At 46.4% G+C, this 13,190-nt stretch carries 18 protein-coding genes; 6 read left to right on the forward strand and 12 right to left on the reverse strand.

From position 1 onward, the window contains the following. Positions 1–1,671 (reverse strand): tRNA uridine-5-carboxymethylaminomethyl(34) synthesis enzyme MnmG (gene mnmG, locus A3G19_RS05665; protein WP_294871123.1); only part of this gene is annotated, 1,671 nt, incomplete at its 3' end. A gap of 119 nt (positions 1,672–1,790) precedes the next feature. On the opposite strand from mnmG, the gene A3G19_RS05670 reads away from it, so the two are divergent. The 4 genes from A3G19_RS05670 (at position 1,791) to A3G19_RS05685 (ending at position 3,739) form a co-directional block, all read left to right on the forward strand. Beyond that, positions 1,791–1,988 carry a hypothetical protein gene (locus A3G19_RS05670; RefSeq protein WP_015654619.1) on the forward strand — a complete coding sequence of 66 codons (198 nt, stop codon included), beginning with the start codon at positions 1,791–1,793 and terminating at the stop codon, positions 1,986–1,988. 43 nt (positions 1,989–2,031) lie between these two features. Beyond that, positions 2,032–2,715, forward strand: a complete 684-nt coding sequence (locus tag A3G19_RS05675; protein ID WP_015654620.1) for a tetratricopeptide repeat protein — start codon at positions 2,032–2,034, stop codon at positions 2,713–2,715. A 12-nt stretch (positions 2,716–2,727) separates the two neighbouring features. Beyond that, the gene (locus A3G19_RS05680; protein ID WP_015654621.1) at positions 2,728–3,342 is read left to right on the forward strand and encodes a riboflavin synthase; all 615 of its coding nucleotides are present in this window, start codon (positions 2,728–2,730) and stop codon (positions 3,340–3,342) included. An 85-nt stretch (positions 3,343–3,427) separates the two neighbouring features. Next, positions 3,428–3,739: a hypothetical protein gene (locus tag A3G19_RS05685; RefSeq protein ID WP_015654622.1), complete on the forward strand. Its 312-nt coding sequence runs from the start codon at positions 3,428–3,430 to the stop codon at positions 3,737–3,739. Here A3G19_RS05685 and A3G19_RS05690 read toward each other — a convergent pair. The 4 genes from A3G19_RS05690 to luxS all read right to left on the reverse strand — a co-directional run bounded on the left by A3G19_RS05690 (position 3,714) and on the right by luxS (position 5,857). Continuing rightward, on the reverse strand, positions 3,714–4,460 hold the full coding sequence (locus tag A3G19_RS05690) for an MnmC family methyltransferase (RefSeq protein WP_015654623.1): 747 nt from the start codon (positions 4,458–4,460) through the stop codon (positions 3,714–3,716). The genes A3G19_RS05685 and A3G19_RS05690 overlap by 26 nt on opposite strands. Further along, positions 4,457–4,942: a hypothetical protein gene (locus tag A3G19_RS05695; protein ID WP_015654624.1), complete on the reverse strand. Its 486-nt coding sequence runs from the start codon at positions 4,940–4,942 to the stop codon at positions 4,457–4,459. The genes A3G19_RS05690 and A3G19_RS05695 overlap by 4 nt, the downstream gene beginning before the upstream one ends. Before the next feature lie 106 nt (positions 4,943–5,048). Then, a complete protein-coding gene (locus tag A3G19_RS05700; protein ID WP_015654625.1) occupies positions 5,049–5,351 on the reverse strand; it encodes a hypothetical protein in 303 nt (100 codons plus the stop codon). Next, positions 5,351–5,857 (reverse strand): S-ribosylhomocysteine lyase, encoded by a 507-nt coding sequence (gene luxS / locus A3G19_RS05705; RefSeq protein WP_015654626.1) that lies wholly within the window; start codon positions 5,855–5,857, stop codon positions 5,351–5,353. The genes A3G19_RS05700 and luxS overlap by 1 nt, the downstream gene beginning before the upstream one ends. Before the next feature lie 96 nt (positions 5,858–5,953). On the opposite strand from luxS, the gene A3G19_RS05710 reads away from it, so the two are divergent. Beyond that, the gene (locus A3G19_RS05710) at positions 5,954–7,126 is read left to right on the forward strand and encodes a class II aldolase/adducin family protein (protein WP_294871126.1); all 1,173 of its coding nucleotides are present in this window, start codon (positions 5,954–5,956) and stop codon (positions 7,124–7,126) included. A gap of 90 nt (positions 7,127–7,216) precedes the next feature. Next, positions 7,217–7,522, forward strand: coding sequence for a putative quinol monooxygenase (locus tag A3G19_RS05715; RefSeq protein WP_015654628.1), 306 nt, complete (start codon positions 7,217–7,219; stop codon positions 7,520–7,522). Here A3G19_RS05715 and lsrK read toward each other — a convergent pair. The 7 genes from lsrK to A3G19_RS05750 form a co-directional block, all read right to left on the reverse strand. Then, on the reverse strand, positions 7,519–9,051 hold the full coding sequence (gene lsrK / locus A3G19_RS05720; RefSeq protein ID WP_294871128.1) for an autoinducer-2 kinase: 1,533 nt from the start codon (positions 9,049–9,051) through the stop codon (positions 7,519–7,521). The genes A3G19_RS05715 and lsrK overlap by 4 nt on opposite strands. Further along, a complete protein-coding gene (locus tag A3G19_RS05725; RefSeq protein ID WP_015654630.1) occupies positions 9,048–9,251 on the reverse strand; it encodes a hypothetical protein in 204 nt (67 codons plus the stop codon). The genes lsrK and A3G19_RS05725 overlap by 4 nt, the downstream gene beginning before the upstream one ends. 72 nt (positions 9,252–9,323) lie before the next feature. Next, positions 9,324–9,734 (reverse strand): DUF4332 domain-containing protein, encoded by a 411-nt coding sequence (locus A3G19_RS05730; protein WP_015654631.1) that lies wholly within the window; start codon positions 9,732–9,734, stop codon positions 9,324–9,326. 188 nt (positions 9,735–9,922) lie between these two features. Further along, positions 9,923–10,870 (reverse strand): thiamine pyrophosphate-dependent enzyme, encoded by a 948-nt coding sequence (locus tag A3G19_RS05735; RefSeq protein ID WP_041192764.1) that lies wholly within the window; start codon positions 10,868–10,870, stop codon positions 9,923–9,925. 18 nt (positions 10,871–10,888) lie between these two features. Beyond that, complete coding sequence (locus A3G19_RS05740; protein ID WP_294871131.1) at positions 10,889–12,112, reverse strand: 2-oxoacid:ferredoxin oxidoreductase subunit alpha; 1,224 nt, start codon at positions 12,110–12,112, stop codon at positions 10,889–10,891. Then, positions 12,112–12,525 (reverse strand): 4Fe-4S dicluster-binding protein, encoded by a 414-nt coding sequence (locus A3G19_RS05745; RefSeq protein WP_294871163.1) that lies wholly within the window; start codon positions 12,523–12,525, stop codon positions 12,112–12,114. The genes A3G19_RS05740 and A3G19_RS05745 overlap by 1 nt, the downstream gene beginning before the upstream one ends. Positions 12,526–12,535: 10 nt before the next feature. Beyond that, positions 12,536–13,093, reverse strand: coding sequence for a pyruvate flavodoxin oxidoreductase subunit gamma (locus A3G19_RS05750; protein ID WP_294871133.1), 558 nt, complete (start codon positions 13,091–13,093; stop codon positions 12,536–12,538). Positions 13,094–13,190: the final 97 nt, after the last annotated feature.

Raw genomic sequence — 13,190 nt, forward strand, 5'->3', positions numbered from 1 at the left:
GATGTCGTCACTTTGTTTTTCAACGTAACGGGCGTATTTCGCTTCGATCAAAATCTGTTCTTGGATATAAGGATCTAAATCTGCAAAACTCGGTATCAGTTTGACTAATTTATCCAGCTCAAAACTCTTGCGAGAGACAAGCTGGGTAGCGGTGAGTTTGTCGGTGATGTGTTCCTCGTCAATAGAGGCCAAAAATGCCAAAAACTCTTTGTTCGGAGTATAGATCGTCTCTTCGAGAAGACGTAATCCTTCGGCGATTTGAGTCCGTTTCGTCTCGATCCGCGCCATCTGCGCGTCATCGATCAACCCCAAAGCATGACCGTATCTGCCCAAACGCAGATCCGCTGTCTCTTCGCGAAGCAAGAGTCGGTATTCGGCGCGGGAGGTGAACATACGGTACGGCTCTTTCGTCCCTTTGGTCACCAAATCATCGATCAATACCCCGATATAGGCTTCATCACGGCGTAAAATCAGAGGCTCTTTCCCCTGTAGTGATAATGAGGCATTGATCCCCGCCATCATCCCCTGAGCTGCCGCTTCTTCGTACCCGGTAGTTCCGTTAAGCTGTCCGGCGCAATAGAGATTTTTAACTTTTTTCGTCTCCAGCGTATGTTTCAGCTCGGTCGGATCGACGTAATCGTACTCAATCGCGTAGCCGTAACGGACGATTTTTGCCTTCTCCATACCATGAACGGAGTGAATCATAGCGCGCTGAACATCGGGCGGGAGAGAGGTGGACATTCCGTTGATGTAGCACTCGGTATTTTCCGCACTTTGAGGTTCAATGAAAAGATGGTGACGCTCTTTGTCACGGAAACGGTTGATCTTATCTTCGATACTCGGGCAGTAGCGTGGCCCTACCCCCTCAATCTGTCCCGTAAAGAGCGGTGCGCGGTGAAAATTCCCCTCTATGAGACTATGGGTATCTTCGTTGGTATAGGCGATGTAACACGGGAGCTGTTTTTTCGTCCGAGCGAATTCGTCACGGTCGGTGCGAAAACTGAACGGATTGGGAAGTTCATCGCCGTCTTGAATCTCCATCACCGAAAAATCGATCGAGGAGCTGTCAACGCGAGGACACGTCCCCGTCTTTAAACGTCCGACATTCAGTCCCGCCGCGCGGAGCGAATCGGTAAGTCCTTTGGCCGGAAATTCTCCAAAACGTCCTGATTCTTGGGTAATCTCACCGATATGGACGACGCCGTTGAGAAAGGTTCCCGTCGTCAAAATCACCTTCTTGGCTCGATACTCATTCAGCAAATGGGTACGGACACCGACCACGGCACCTTCTTCGATAAGGAGGGCATTAACCGTCTCTTGAATTAACGACATATTGGGGGTAGTGAGGATTTTGTTACGGGCGATAACGCGGTAGCGATCCATATCGATCTGCGCACGGCTTCCGCGAACGGCAGGCCCTTTGGTGATATTGAGGATACGAAACTGGATTCCCGCTTCATCGGTCAGCAGTCCCATCTCTCCGCCAAGCGCATCAAGTTCGCGAACCAGATGCCCCTTTGCCAATCCGCCGATGGCTGGGTTACAGCTCGTCGCCCCCACCTGCTCCGCTAAAATAGAGACCATCAGGGTATTTTGACCCATCCGTGCCGAGGCGAGTGCGGCTTCGATTCCGGCGTGTCCTCCGCCAACGACGATAACGTCATAATTCATTATTACTTCTTTTTACGTAAATTATTAATGCAATTATAGCTTCCCTTGTTGAAACCTATAAAAAGAGAAAGGAAAAATAGCCTACAATTAAGAAAATATTTTGATGACGGGTGACAAAAATGGATAGCTTAAACACCAAAACATTGGAAGAGCTTCTTAAAAACTACAATCCTGAGCCTCTCGAATACGATCCAGAGATCGACGGAGGAGACGAATACCTCATCCGCGATGAGCTTCTCAAAAAGAAAGAGGAACTCAAAGACGTTATAACCAAACTTAAAGAAAAACAGCGCGAGGACAAAAAAGTGCGCCGTTAAGTGCGCTTTGTTATAATCCTCCAAAAATTGACTAGGAATTTGTATGCTCCAAAGTGCATTTGATGCTTTTAATACCGGACGTTATAATGAAGCGTTAGAACTTTTCGAGACATTAGCCCTTCAGAATAACCCTACCGCTCTCTCTTCATTAGGCTACATGCACCAAAAAGGGTTAGGGGTTGAGTGTTCACTGGAGCGATCTTTTCATCTCTATGCTCAAGCGGCAGAGCTAAATGAACCCGCTGCAATTTATAACCTTGCCCTGATGTATGCCGATGGCGTTGTGGTCGCTCATGATCAATTTAAAGCCTTTGAATTACTTCTCCGTGCAGCCGTGCTGGAATTTCCGCAGGCTCAATATGAAACGGCCCTCTCGCTGGAGCGCGGGCTTGGATGTGCCCAAAATTTCTCCGAAGCGGCTTTTTGGTACGAAGAAGCGGCGAAACGGGGCAATGCACATGCCTTTAATAATCTTGGAGTCCTCTACAAAGAGGGGCATGGTGTACTACAAGACTACCCTAGAGCCTTTATCTGTTTTTCCCGCGCCGCAACTATGAATCTCGCCGAAGGACAGTATAATTTGGGATTGATGTATGATCAGGGCTTCGGATGCGAAGCCGATCACGACACGGCACTGGAGTGGTGCCGCAAAGCCGCCTACAACGGTCATGAAAAAGCGAAAAGTATTATCCGTTCTTTGCAAGAAGAAGGTAAAATAGTATTTTAACAAAGGGGTTGTATGTTTACAGGTTTAATTCGAGAAATGGCACAGGTAAAAAGCTTCGGCGGAAATCGCCTCTCACTTAAAGCTGTACACAAACCTAAACTCGGCGATTCGATCGCTATTAACGGCACCTGCCTCTCCGTCGTCAGTATCGAATCGGATGGATTCTGCGTCGAACTCTCTCCCGAAACCCTCAAACACATTGCTACCGAAAAACTGAACGGTTCCGTACACATCGAACCCGCCATGATGATGGGGGATCGATTCGAAGGGCACATCGTCCAAGGGCATATCGATACGATCGGAACCATCCGATCCATCACCGACAACGGCAACAGCTACGATGTCATCGTCGATGTCGACGCTGAATTTATCCCTCTCATCCCCCCAAAAGGCTCCATAACGATTGATGGAATCAGTCTCACCGTCAACGAGATTATGACAAACGCGTTTCGTCTCACTATCATCCCGATCACGATGCGCGAAACTCTTTTCGGCACTTACAAAAAAGGGACACGGGTCAATATCGAAACCGACGTATTCGCCCGCTATATACGCCATATCCTTACCGCATCCAAAGCACAAGGGATGAGCTGGAATGATATTGAACACATCCAGTCACTTTATTGAGAATGCCAAAGGAATAAAATCCCTTTGGCTACCCTTGCCGTTATGGCATTAAAGCTTGCCTCTTTCGAGGCAGAAGGAGAAGTATTTGAAAACCATTGAACTCATAATGATACTTGCTTTTGCCAGTGGACTTGTCCTGACCCTCTATAAAGTGTATCTCTTTCTCCCGCAAAAGCCTCTCGCCGATGATGATACGACACCTGAATCGGTAGAATTGCTGGAGCGGATTATGGTGGAGTGTAACAATGCCCACTCCCATCTAGATGAAGAGTCTCTGTTTCAAATGATGACCGAGCATCACGATTTTGATCCGAAACATTTTTGGCGCTTCAATGAAAACCGCCTGCGCCATCTTATCGAGCACTATCGAATCAAAGAGCCAAACTTTCGTCTCTAAAGCTTTTGGTATTCGGATTACACGCGATTTTATGTTCCATATCGACTTTCTCAAATCGCTCTAATTCACGACGTGATGCAATTGTCGCGTTGCGATACCCCTCACCCGAATTGAGATAAACCATAAACCCATTTTCATAGAGAGCCAGTCGAGTAGCAAGAGCGGTCGAATAGGTAGTGACCACGCCATCCTCTCCCATCAGCCGCGCGACATCGGCAAAATATTCCCGTGTCCAAAGTAGCGGATTGACCGAAGGGCTGAACGCATCCTGATAGCAGACATCCCATTCCCCATCCAGTTCTCGCATTGCCACCCGCGCATCCATAATATCAACCGTGATCACGGTCCGTTCATCCTCGTAGCCGCCGAGTGTGGCAATGTCGGTGATGATGTTACGATAGGGTTCGAAGATTTCGGGATAGGGGAAACCCTCTAGTGAAGCGACCAGATCGCCGTCAAGTTCGGGAGAGTAGATTTCGAGCGTCGTATCGGGGTAATAGGTGTCTCGATAATAGAGGCTGAGGAGGGTATTAAATCCCAGTCCGAAACAGATGTCGATGAGGCGGAGATGATCTTTCGCGCTGTGCAGTGCAAAAGCGGGTTCGATGTGTTTTTTGAGCGATTCGTTCAGAGCGCCGTCTTTAGTCGAGTGGTAATGTTCGTCATACTCGGGAGAATATGCCGTATAGCTTCCGTCTTCGCTTTGTACCCACCGGTTCATAATCCATTTCCCCACATATGCATTTTCTTCGCCACAATCACATCGTACCCTACTATCAAATCAGTGATTGTATTCGCCGCACGAAATTCCGATTTTTCCAAAAGAGCCTCCACCTCCAATGTCTCCATCATCCCACACTTTTGAATAACAATCACCTCTGCCGAGTTTTCGAGTGATCGGTAGACGAGCTGTAAGAGCTTTAGAGGAAGAGAATGCAAGTGCAAAACATCTTGGAGAATGATCGTCTCATAATCGCGGGTAGCAGAACGAATTGGGGAGTTAAAATCTTTAATCGTATCGACTTTACCGATAACGGCAGAGGAGTGTTTCATATGTTCCCCGGGATAGAGGGAGAGATCGAGGGTTGCATTAAAAGGTTCTAAAAAAGTGCAAGCCTCATCGATCAGTGCATCGGAATGAGAGGTTGCGATCAGAATTTTCATCTGAGGCGAGGTCTGAAAAAGATCGCAAAAGGAGATCATAAATTCACTTTTAGTGGATTAAAGCACGCAAGCGTGCGTGAGCTTCCCGCTGAGGGAAACCCAGTGTTAACGTAGCCAATCGGGATGCATTCCGATGGCGTCAAAATCACAATGAAAGGTCGTGCAACTCGCGGAAAAGATAGGCTTCGACGATGTCATCGATAGTGCGCTGAGTATGAGCAACAAGAACCATCATCTGATTATCGATAAACTCCATAACGGGTTCATAGTTGTTGGTGACGATCACGGCGTCTAGCCATCCTTCGATCTCACTGCGGTCAGTAGTGAAGTTGATCTCTACAACTCGCCCCTCTTCTACCTCGACCGTTGCCCAGAACTTTGCCGATAAAATACCCGTAAGTTCAGATTCCTGAGTATCATCCCCATCCATCGGCAACAAAAGCAACATTATTTTTCCACCTTGGAAAGGTCAAGTTTCAATGCTTCGTTATCCATAATATCGATATCACGGCGGAGTACTTCGGTTGCAATCGCCTTTGCGTCCTCTAATGAGTGCATTGTATAGGTACCGCATTGGTAGATATTGAGTTCAGGGATATCGCTTTGTTTTTCCACTGCGAGGATATCTTTCATCGACGCTTCCCACGCATCGGCAACGACCTCTTCACTCGGCGTCCCGATTACAGACATGTAAAATCCGGTGCGACATCCCATCGGAGAGATATCAATGATCTCCGTTTGAGCGGAATTGAGATGATCGCGCATAAATCCCGCGAACAAATGCTCCAGAGTATGAATCCCCTCTTGAGACAAAATGGCCTCATTCGGACGGCAAAAACGGAGATCGAAGACGGTGATATCATCCCCTTTGGGTGTTTTCATCCCTTTGGCACGGCGAACCGCAGGAGCGGGCATAATGGTGTGGTCAACGGTAAAGCTATCAAGTAACGGCATGATAATCCTTGAAAATTTATCTTTAATGGTGGCAATAGTAACATATTTCATCCTTGCATCGCTATAATTTGCCCACTAATAAAAGGAACTCAAATTATGACAAGCCTCTTTGACGATACCATTGCCGAGCAATACCAAAATGATCCTTTGGCAATGCGTGTCTACACCTCGCAACTCTTGGGTCAAAACAAAGAGCTGGTCCTCCACGGCGGTGGCAACACCTCAGTGAAGATTGATAATACCCTCTACGTCAAAGGGAGCGGCTGGAACCTCGATACGATCGAAAAAGGTGGATTCTCCCCCGTTGATTTGAGTGTACTGCTCGAAATGGCTACTCGTGAAAGCTTGAGCGACACCCAAATGGTTGCGGAGCAACGTGCCGCGATGCAGGATCAAAGCTTCCCGAACCCCTCCATCGAAGCGATCCTTCACGCTATCATCCCCTATGAGTTCGTCGATCACACTCATGCCGATGCCGTCGTCACCCTCACCAATACCCCCAATGGAAAAGCATTGGTTGAAAAGCTCTACGGGGAGAATATGCTCATCATCGATTACGTGATGCCCGGCTTTGAACTGGCAAAACATATCTACGAGATAAGCAAAAACATTGATTGGAACAACCTTACGGGGATGATTTTAATGCATCACGGCGTCTTTACCTTTAACAATGATGCCAAACGCGCTTATGAGAAGATGATCGACATCGTCACCGTTGCCGAAATGTATCTAACCGAACACGTCACATTGGCATGCGGAGATTGCGAGGGGAAAAGCGACCCGTCTCTTCCAAAAGCTGTCGCATTGGAAGTCGAAAAACTTCGGGGGGCTGCGGTATTTCCTCTGATTATCGATTCGCCCCGTGCGCAACTCTTTAGCATTCTCCCCAATCTCGAAGCTCTGGTAAAAAGGGGTGGACTAACCCCTGAACACGTTATCCGCATCAAACCCTTCCCCGCTATTATCGACCATGATATAGCCGCAGGAATTGCCAAATTTGCCCATGAGTACCAAAGCTACTTCGACACCTACGCTTCACCGAAACATATCTGCCTCGATCTCGCCCCCCGCTATGCTGTGGTTAAAGGAGTCGGTATCGTGGTACTCGGCAAAGATGAAAAAGAGTCCCGTATCATCGGTGAAATCGTCAAACACACCATCACCGCCATCCTCTCGGCCGAGCAGCTCGGTGGATGGGGATCACTTACTCTGGCTCAGATGTTCGAGATGGAATACTGGGAATTAGAGCAGGCAAAATTAAAGAAATAATCACCGTTCGTGGTGAGCTTGTCGAACCATGAACTTACCCTTCGACAAGCTCAGGGCGAACGGGACTAAAATAAAACTACAAGGAAAACCATGAAAATTACGAAAAAAGTGACCTTTATTGCCAAAGAGGAACATATCACAACAGTTAAAAAATTGTTGGAGGATATGGTGGCTCCCTCACTGAAAGAGCCAGGATGCCTCTTTTATTACATCTTCCAGTCACAGAATAATCCGCGCAAGTTTTTCGCCGTCGAGTCGTGGGCAGATGAAGAGTCGTTAGAGGGGCATAAACACACAGAGCATTATGCGTACTATAAATCGCACTATGAGCCGTTTGTGGACGATAAATACACGGAAGAGTTAGACCTTCTCGACGAAAAATCGTATCCGTTCTAAATTCCGGGAGCCTTCCACATCGGCTCTAAAACACCCTCTTTGACCAACTCCATCTGTTTGGAGTAGACTTTGAGCCATCTCTCTTTGATATCGCCATACTGTACGTAATTCGACATATTCGGCTCATAGGTGCGTTCCATCTTGACGATATTGTTTCCCGCTTCTTCAAAGCTTTTATAGACCCCTGCACCAATCCCGCACGCCATCGCCACACCCAATCCCGTCGCTTCTTTGACCACCGGAACGTTTACTGCCAAACCGGTAACATCGGCGAGTATCTGCGACCATAATGCTCCATTGGAAGCACCGCTGGCAAACGTAATCGAGGTCGGCGAAACGCCGCAAAAAGCTTTGATGTTCTCCAAATTGATCGCACTGACGATACACGCATTCTCTTCCAATGCACGAAACATTGATGCAACATTGTATTTGGACTCATCCAATCCCAATCCGATAAATGAGGGGGAAGCGTGTATCCACTCTCCGTAATTCATCCGATCGCTAAAGATGGGGGTGATCCCGTACGAGCCAAGCGGAACCGACAAAGCCATTGCTTCAAGCTCGCTGTAGCTTTTCCCACACCCGAAGCTGTTGCGAAACCAGCGCATCACCAGCCCCGTAAAAAAGGTGATCCCCTCTGCCTGAGACATCCCTCGAACAACATGCGGATTGACACGTAACAGCATCTCATCTGAGAGGACGGCAGTGCTTGGGATATTGACCACCTGCTGCCAAAAGCTCCCGCCAAGTATGACTGCATCGCCCAGCGACGAAGCTCCGAGCCCCGCCGTGCCGATCTGCACATCACCGCCCCCCATCACCACGAGGGTGTCACGGCTTAGACCCGTTTCGCTTGAAGCCTCAGCACTGATATGACCTAAAACCTCTCCGCTCTCTTGTATCGGAACAAACAAATCTTTGAGTCCACATTGTTCAAACTCGCTCTTATCCCAATCTCGTGATCGGAGGCTAAAGGCTCCTGCCGTTCCGGCATTTGATGGTTCACTGGCTAATTCACCACTAAGTTTAAAAAGGATCCAATCACTGATCATCGTAAAATAGCGGGCTTTTTCGTAGAGAGAGGGGCGATTGTTTTTCAACCATAAAAGACGCGGGGCGGCAGAGAGTGCAAAGGTTTGCCCGCTGATAGCATAACGCTCCGCTTCCAATGTTGGATAGCTATTTTTGAGATAGGCTACTTCCGCACCAGAGCGTCCATCCACATTCGCAACACCCCAAAGTTCGCGCTTTTCGCCATCATAAACCACAATTCCCTCACGCATACTTGATGCTGACACTGCCACAATTTCAGACGCTTTGATATTTGCTTGGGCAATTGACTCTCGGATACACCGCTTGGCAAGTTCCCATCCCTTTATAAAATCAAAACCCATCGATCCGGTAACATTTGCTTCTGCAATATGTTCCCACTCGTACTGTGCTATAGAGATTTGATTGCCCAACTCATCAAAAATGATAGCGCGGATACTTCCCGTCCCCGCATCAATAACGAGGAAATAACAGTTCATCGAAGTTCTTTCATATTGATGAACACATCCATAGGAAGATGCTGATCCATATCATCCTTCACTTTTTCAATACGAATATTACAAATGGAGTCTTTGAGTTGTTCTGCCAGTTCTTGAAGTTCTTTTTCACTTTCGCGTTTGGCAATACCTCGTGCGGAACATCCGGTGACACCGGAGTGGTTATAAGTCATACGATACATAGCTAATCCAATAAATATTTTATTGATTAGGATAAAGCAAAGAGGGTTCCACAAAAGAACACCTCTATGAATTTAATATTCGATTACGCGCGGTAAACTTTTTGCCTCTTCAATCCACCGAACAAGCTCTTTCTCCGTTGGAATGCGTTTACTGAGATTTTTACTGCTGTTTACTTCATCCATTTTTTTCAATAAATTGGATGGAACTCGTTGAGCCAACTCTTTTGTTGTATCCACACCTGATGCTTCAAGCAATTCTGAATACTGAGGACCGACCCCTTTAATCCGAAACAAATCAACCATATTGGCAAATCGTGTAATATTCTTCTCCGTTATTCCCGTCTCTTTGGCTACTGCTGTACGTTTAGCCGGCGTTGAAAGAGCAGTGAGCAACTCACCGGTATCATTAATACCGGATGAACGCAACTTTTCACCGTATACTGTACCAATACCTTCAACTGCATCAATTTTGTAATGTGCCATCAACTATCCTCCGTTGACAATATAATGGCCCAGTATAACGGTAAAATGTAATTGAAAAGTGAAAATGAAGTTGAAAAAAAGAGAAAGAAAGTTTATAAAGCGTGGTTCACTACGCGTGAGTCCTCTACTGAAGAGAACTTAGCATTAGCGTAGCCAATCGGGGCTTTGCTCCGTTGGCGTTATTGTAATTAGACACTTGCCTCTTCGCGGCGTTGGAGATAATCCCATTTCGCATCGATACGTGTTTGCCACTCATCGATAAGGTATTCATTTTGTTTAGTGAAAAGGTGTTTAAAACGCCCTTGTGCACCAAGATAGTCACGTACCGGAATAATATTTTTCGGACGATAAGTAATGTTAAGTTGAGTTCCATCGATAATCTCATACAATGGGAAAACCAAAGAATCGGTTGCCAAATCAGAGATAGAAATCGTATCTTCCGGTGCAAATTTCCACTCGGTTGTACAAGCTGACATCGCATTGATATAAACAGGGCCCTCTGCCGCAAATCCTTTTTGGATTTTAGCTACCATATCTTTCCATTTGTTCGGAGCAACCTGAGCTACGTATGGCGCACCGTGTGCCGCCATAATCGCCATCATATCTTTTTTATTACGTTTTTCACCGTAACTGATACGTCCTGCAGGAGTAGTCGTCGCGGATGCACCGATCGGAGTCGAAGATGAACGTTGTCCACCCGTGTTCGCATACACTTCGTTATCCAAACAAACGTACATCATGTTATGACCACGCTCGAAACACCCGGAAATCCATTGGAAACCGATATCATAAGTCGCACCGTCTCCGCCGAATGCAACGAATTTAGGGGTACGATCCGGCTGTTTCAAACGCCCTTTTGTTTTGAGCGCTTTGTACATTGCCTCAGCTCCCGCTACCGCAGATGAGCCATTTTCAAATCCGATGTGAATCCATGAAGCATCCCATGACGTATACGGATAAACGGCCGTACATACTTCCAAACATCCGGTTGATGCCGCAAGAATCAAATCATCATTCGTAGCGTTCAAAACTTCACGAACGATAATCGAGTGGGCACAGCCCGGGCAAAGAAGGTTAGCACCCTCAAAACGATCCGCCGAAGTGGAAAACTCTTTGAGGTTTTTAATTTTTTTCATTTCTGACACATTGGCTCCTTAGAAAAAAGAGAGTTTCGGTCCGCGAAGACCGATATATTGTTGCAATGGCGTTGTCGGTTTGCCCGCATCCGCATTTGCTTTAAGATCTTGGAAGATACTCACTAAGTGTGCTTTGGTCAAATCACGTCCGCCCAATCCGTAGATGTAGTTCGTAAGAACCGCTTTGGTGTCAGTGTTGAACAATGAACCTGAAAGCTCATTGAAAAGAGCTCCCATTGCGCCGTGCGGGCTTGAACGATCCAATGAACCGATTGCTTTTACATTTTTCAATGCGTCTGCAATTTGCTCTAATGGCCAAGGACGGAATACACGGATACCGATAACACCCGCTTTAATACCCTGTTGCGCACGCATCTCAAGAGCAACTTCACGCGCTGTTTCGACCGATGTTCCCATACATACAACGGCTACTTCTGCATCGTCCATATTGTACGATTCAACGATGTTGTATTTACGTCCGGTCAATTTTTCGAACTCGTCGAATGCTGCTTCGATTTTAGGGATAACTGCTGTCATAAGAGCATGTTGCTGACGTGCTTTATGCTCAAAATGCCAATCTTCTTCCGTTTGTACCCCGTGAGTTACCGGATGATCAAGATCCAGCATGTCATTCATCGGTTTGTAATCGCCGACAAAGTTATAAGCCGCTTCATCGCTCAGAGTGTGAACCCCTTGAGCCGTGTGCGATGTCATAAATCCGTCTTGGTTAACGATTGCCGGTAAACGAACGTCATGATCTTCGGAAACTTTGAAAGCGATAAAGTTCAAATCGTATGCCTCTTGCGGAGAATAAGCACCAAATTGAATCCAACCGCTATCACGCCCCATGTACATATCGGAGTGGTCACCATTAACATTCAACGGTGCACCGATAGCACGGTTGACAAGATTGAGAACGATCGGTAAACGCATTCCTGATGCGGAATAAAGCGTTTCCAACATCAACGCAAAACCTTGTGATGATGTAGCCGTAGCAACACGTCCGCCTGCAGCAGCCGCACCGATACAACATGACATTGCACCATGCTCAGATTCGGTCATGACAAATTCGCCGTCAACATAGCCGTTTGCTTTGAACCCAGCATACCCTTCAACAATAGGAGTCGATGGGGTAATCGGGTAAGCAGCTACAACGTCAACTTGTACTTGACGAAGCGCTTGGCTTGCTGCCATATTTCCATCCCAGACTTCAATATCGCGTAGTTCGATTGTATCTGCCATTAGTCTTCCTTCACTTCAGTATCAGCTTTTTTCTCTTTTTTAGGCCATTGTGCAAGTGCACTCTCTTCATCTTTTTGTTCCGGGAACATTAAAAGTGATTTTGGGTTTGTCGGACATACTTCGACACAGATCCCGCACCCTTTACAGTGATCAAAATCAATTCCGATCATTTTTTTATCACGTGAAATAATCGACATATCCGGGCAATAAACCCAGCAAAATTGACAATCAATACAGTAGTCTTTGTTAAACAAAGGCTTTTCAATACGCCAATCGGCTACGCTCGCAGTAAATGAGCTTGATTGTGAATAAGGGCGATTTTCAGGAAGCGTTGTTGCGATATCACGAACTGCTCCATCAAATGTTCGGAGCATGGCACCGATTTCGAACCCATCCCATCCTTGTTTTTCCATCATGTGCTCCTTACTTTACTTCATCATACGCGCGTTGAATCGCGATCATGTTAGCATCGATAATTTTTTGTGGTAATTTTTTCAATACCCGTATCATGTTCTCTTTGAAAAAATCCATCTCATACATTCCCGATACTTTCATCAACGCACCTAGCATCGGTGTATTAGGGATCGCTTTTCCGATTGTCTCTTGTGAGATTTTGATACAGTCTACGGTGTAAACACTTTTACCCGCAAGTTTAGGCTGTGACGCGATTAACTCTTCCGTACTCATATGGGTTGTAATGATATAGACTGTATTCGCTTTTTCATTTGCTGTAATATCGGCCACGTACACAAGTGCAGGGTCAATGACCAAAACATAATCAGGACTCATGAATTTTTCATGGTTCATAATGACTTTATCATCAACACGGTTATAGGCGGTCATAGCAGCTCCACGTTTAGCGGAACCGTAAAATGCAAATGCTTGAACATGCTTACCGGTGGTAGATACAACATCGGCCAAACCTTTGGCACCGGTTACAGCGCCTTGTCCGGCACGACTATGCCATCGAATTTCTAGCATGAATTCTCCCTCTGACTTAAGTTCTTAAGTTTAATTTTAATCAGTACACGTATTCTATGAAAGTTGCTCTTAAATGTAGCTTTTCACCATTTACGAG

It is taken from the genome of Sulfuricurvum sp. RIFCSPLOWO2_12_FULL_43_24, from assembly GCF_001829605.1.
In the GTDB taxonomy this organism is placed as follows: Bacteria; Campylobacterota; Campylobacteria; order Campylobacterales; family Sulfurimonadaceae; genus Sulfuricurvum.

What these genes read in the sequence shown, in the direction of transcription:
- A3G19_RS05725 (WP_015654630.1), bottom strand. Translation starts at nt 9,251, where the DNA reads ATGTATCGTATGACTTATAACCACTCCGGTGTCACCGGATGTTCCGCA.
- A3G19_RS05735 (WP_041192764.1), bottom strand. Translation starts at nt 10,870, where the DNA reads ATGAAAAAAATTAAAAACCTCAAAGAGTTTTCCACTTCGGCGGATCGT.
- A3G19_RS05730 (WP_015654631.1), bottom strand. Translation starts at nt 9,734, where the DNA reads ATGGCACATTACAAAATTGATGCAGTTGAAGGTATTGGTACAGTATAC.
- lsrK (WP_294871128.1), bottom strand. Translation starts at nt 9,051, where the DNA reads ATGAACTGTTATTTCCTCGTTATTGATGCGGGGACGGGAAGTATCCGC.
- A3G19_RS05700 (WP_015654625.1), bottom strand. Translation starts at nt 5,351, where the DNA reads ATGTTGCTTTTGTTGCCGATGGATGGGGATGATACTCAGGAATCTGAA.
- A3G19_RS05675 (WP_015654620.1), top strand. Translation starts at nt 2,032, where the DNA reads ATGCTCCAAAGTGCATTTGATGCTTTTAATACCGGACGTTATAATGAA.
- A3G19_RS05690 (WP_015654623.1), bottom strand. Translation starts at nt 4,460, where the DNA reads ATGAACCGGTGGGTACAAAGCGAAGACGGAAGCTATACGGCATATTCT.
- A3G19_RS05745 (WP_294871163.1), bottom strand. Translation starts at nt 12,525, where the DNA reads ATGGAAAAACAAGGATGGGATGGGTTCGAAATCGGTGCCATGCTCCGA.
- A3G19_RS05740 (WP_294871131.1), bottom strand. Translation starts at nt 12,112, where the DNA reads ATGGCAGATACAATCGAACTACGCGATATTGAAGTCTGGGATGGAAAT.
- A3G19_RS05750 (WP_294871133.1), bottom strand. Translation starts at nt 13,093, where the DNA reads ATGCTAGAAATTCGATGGCATAGTCGTGCCGGACAAGGCGCTGTAACC.
- luxS (WP_015654626.1), bottom strand. Translation starts at nt 5,857, where the DNA reads ATGCCGTTACTTGATAGCTTTACCGTTGACCACACCATTATGCCCGCT.
- A3G19_RS05710 (WP_294871126.1), top strand. Translation starts at nt 5,954, where the DNA reads ATGACAAGCCTCTTTGACGATACCATTGCCGAGCAATACCAAAATGAT.
- A3G19_RS05695 (WP_015654624.1), bottom strand. Translation starts at nt 4,942, where the DNA reads ATGATCTCCTTTTGCGATCTTTTTCAGACCTCGCCTCAGATGAAAATT.
- A3G19_RS05670 (WP_015654619.1), top strand. Translation starts at nt 1,791, where the DNA reads ATGGATAGCTTAAACACCAAAACATTGGAAGAGCTTCTTAAAAACTAC.
- A3G19_RS05715 (WP_015654628.1), top strand. Translation starts at nt 7,217, where the DNA reads ATGAAAATTACGAAAAAAGTGACCTTTATTGCCAAAGAGGAACATATC.
- A3G19_RS05680 (WP_015654621.1), top strand. Translation starts at nt 2,728, where the DNA reads ATGTTTACAGGTTTAATTCGAGAAATGGCACAGGTAAAAAGCTTCGGC.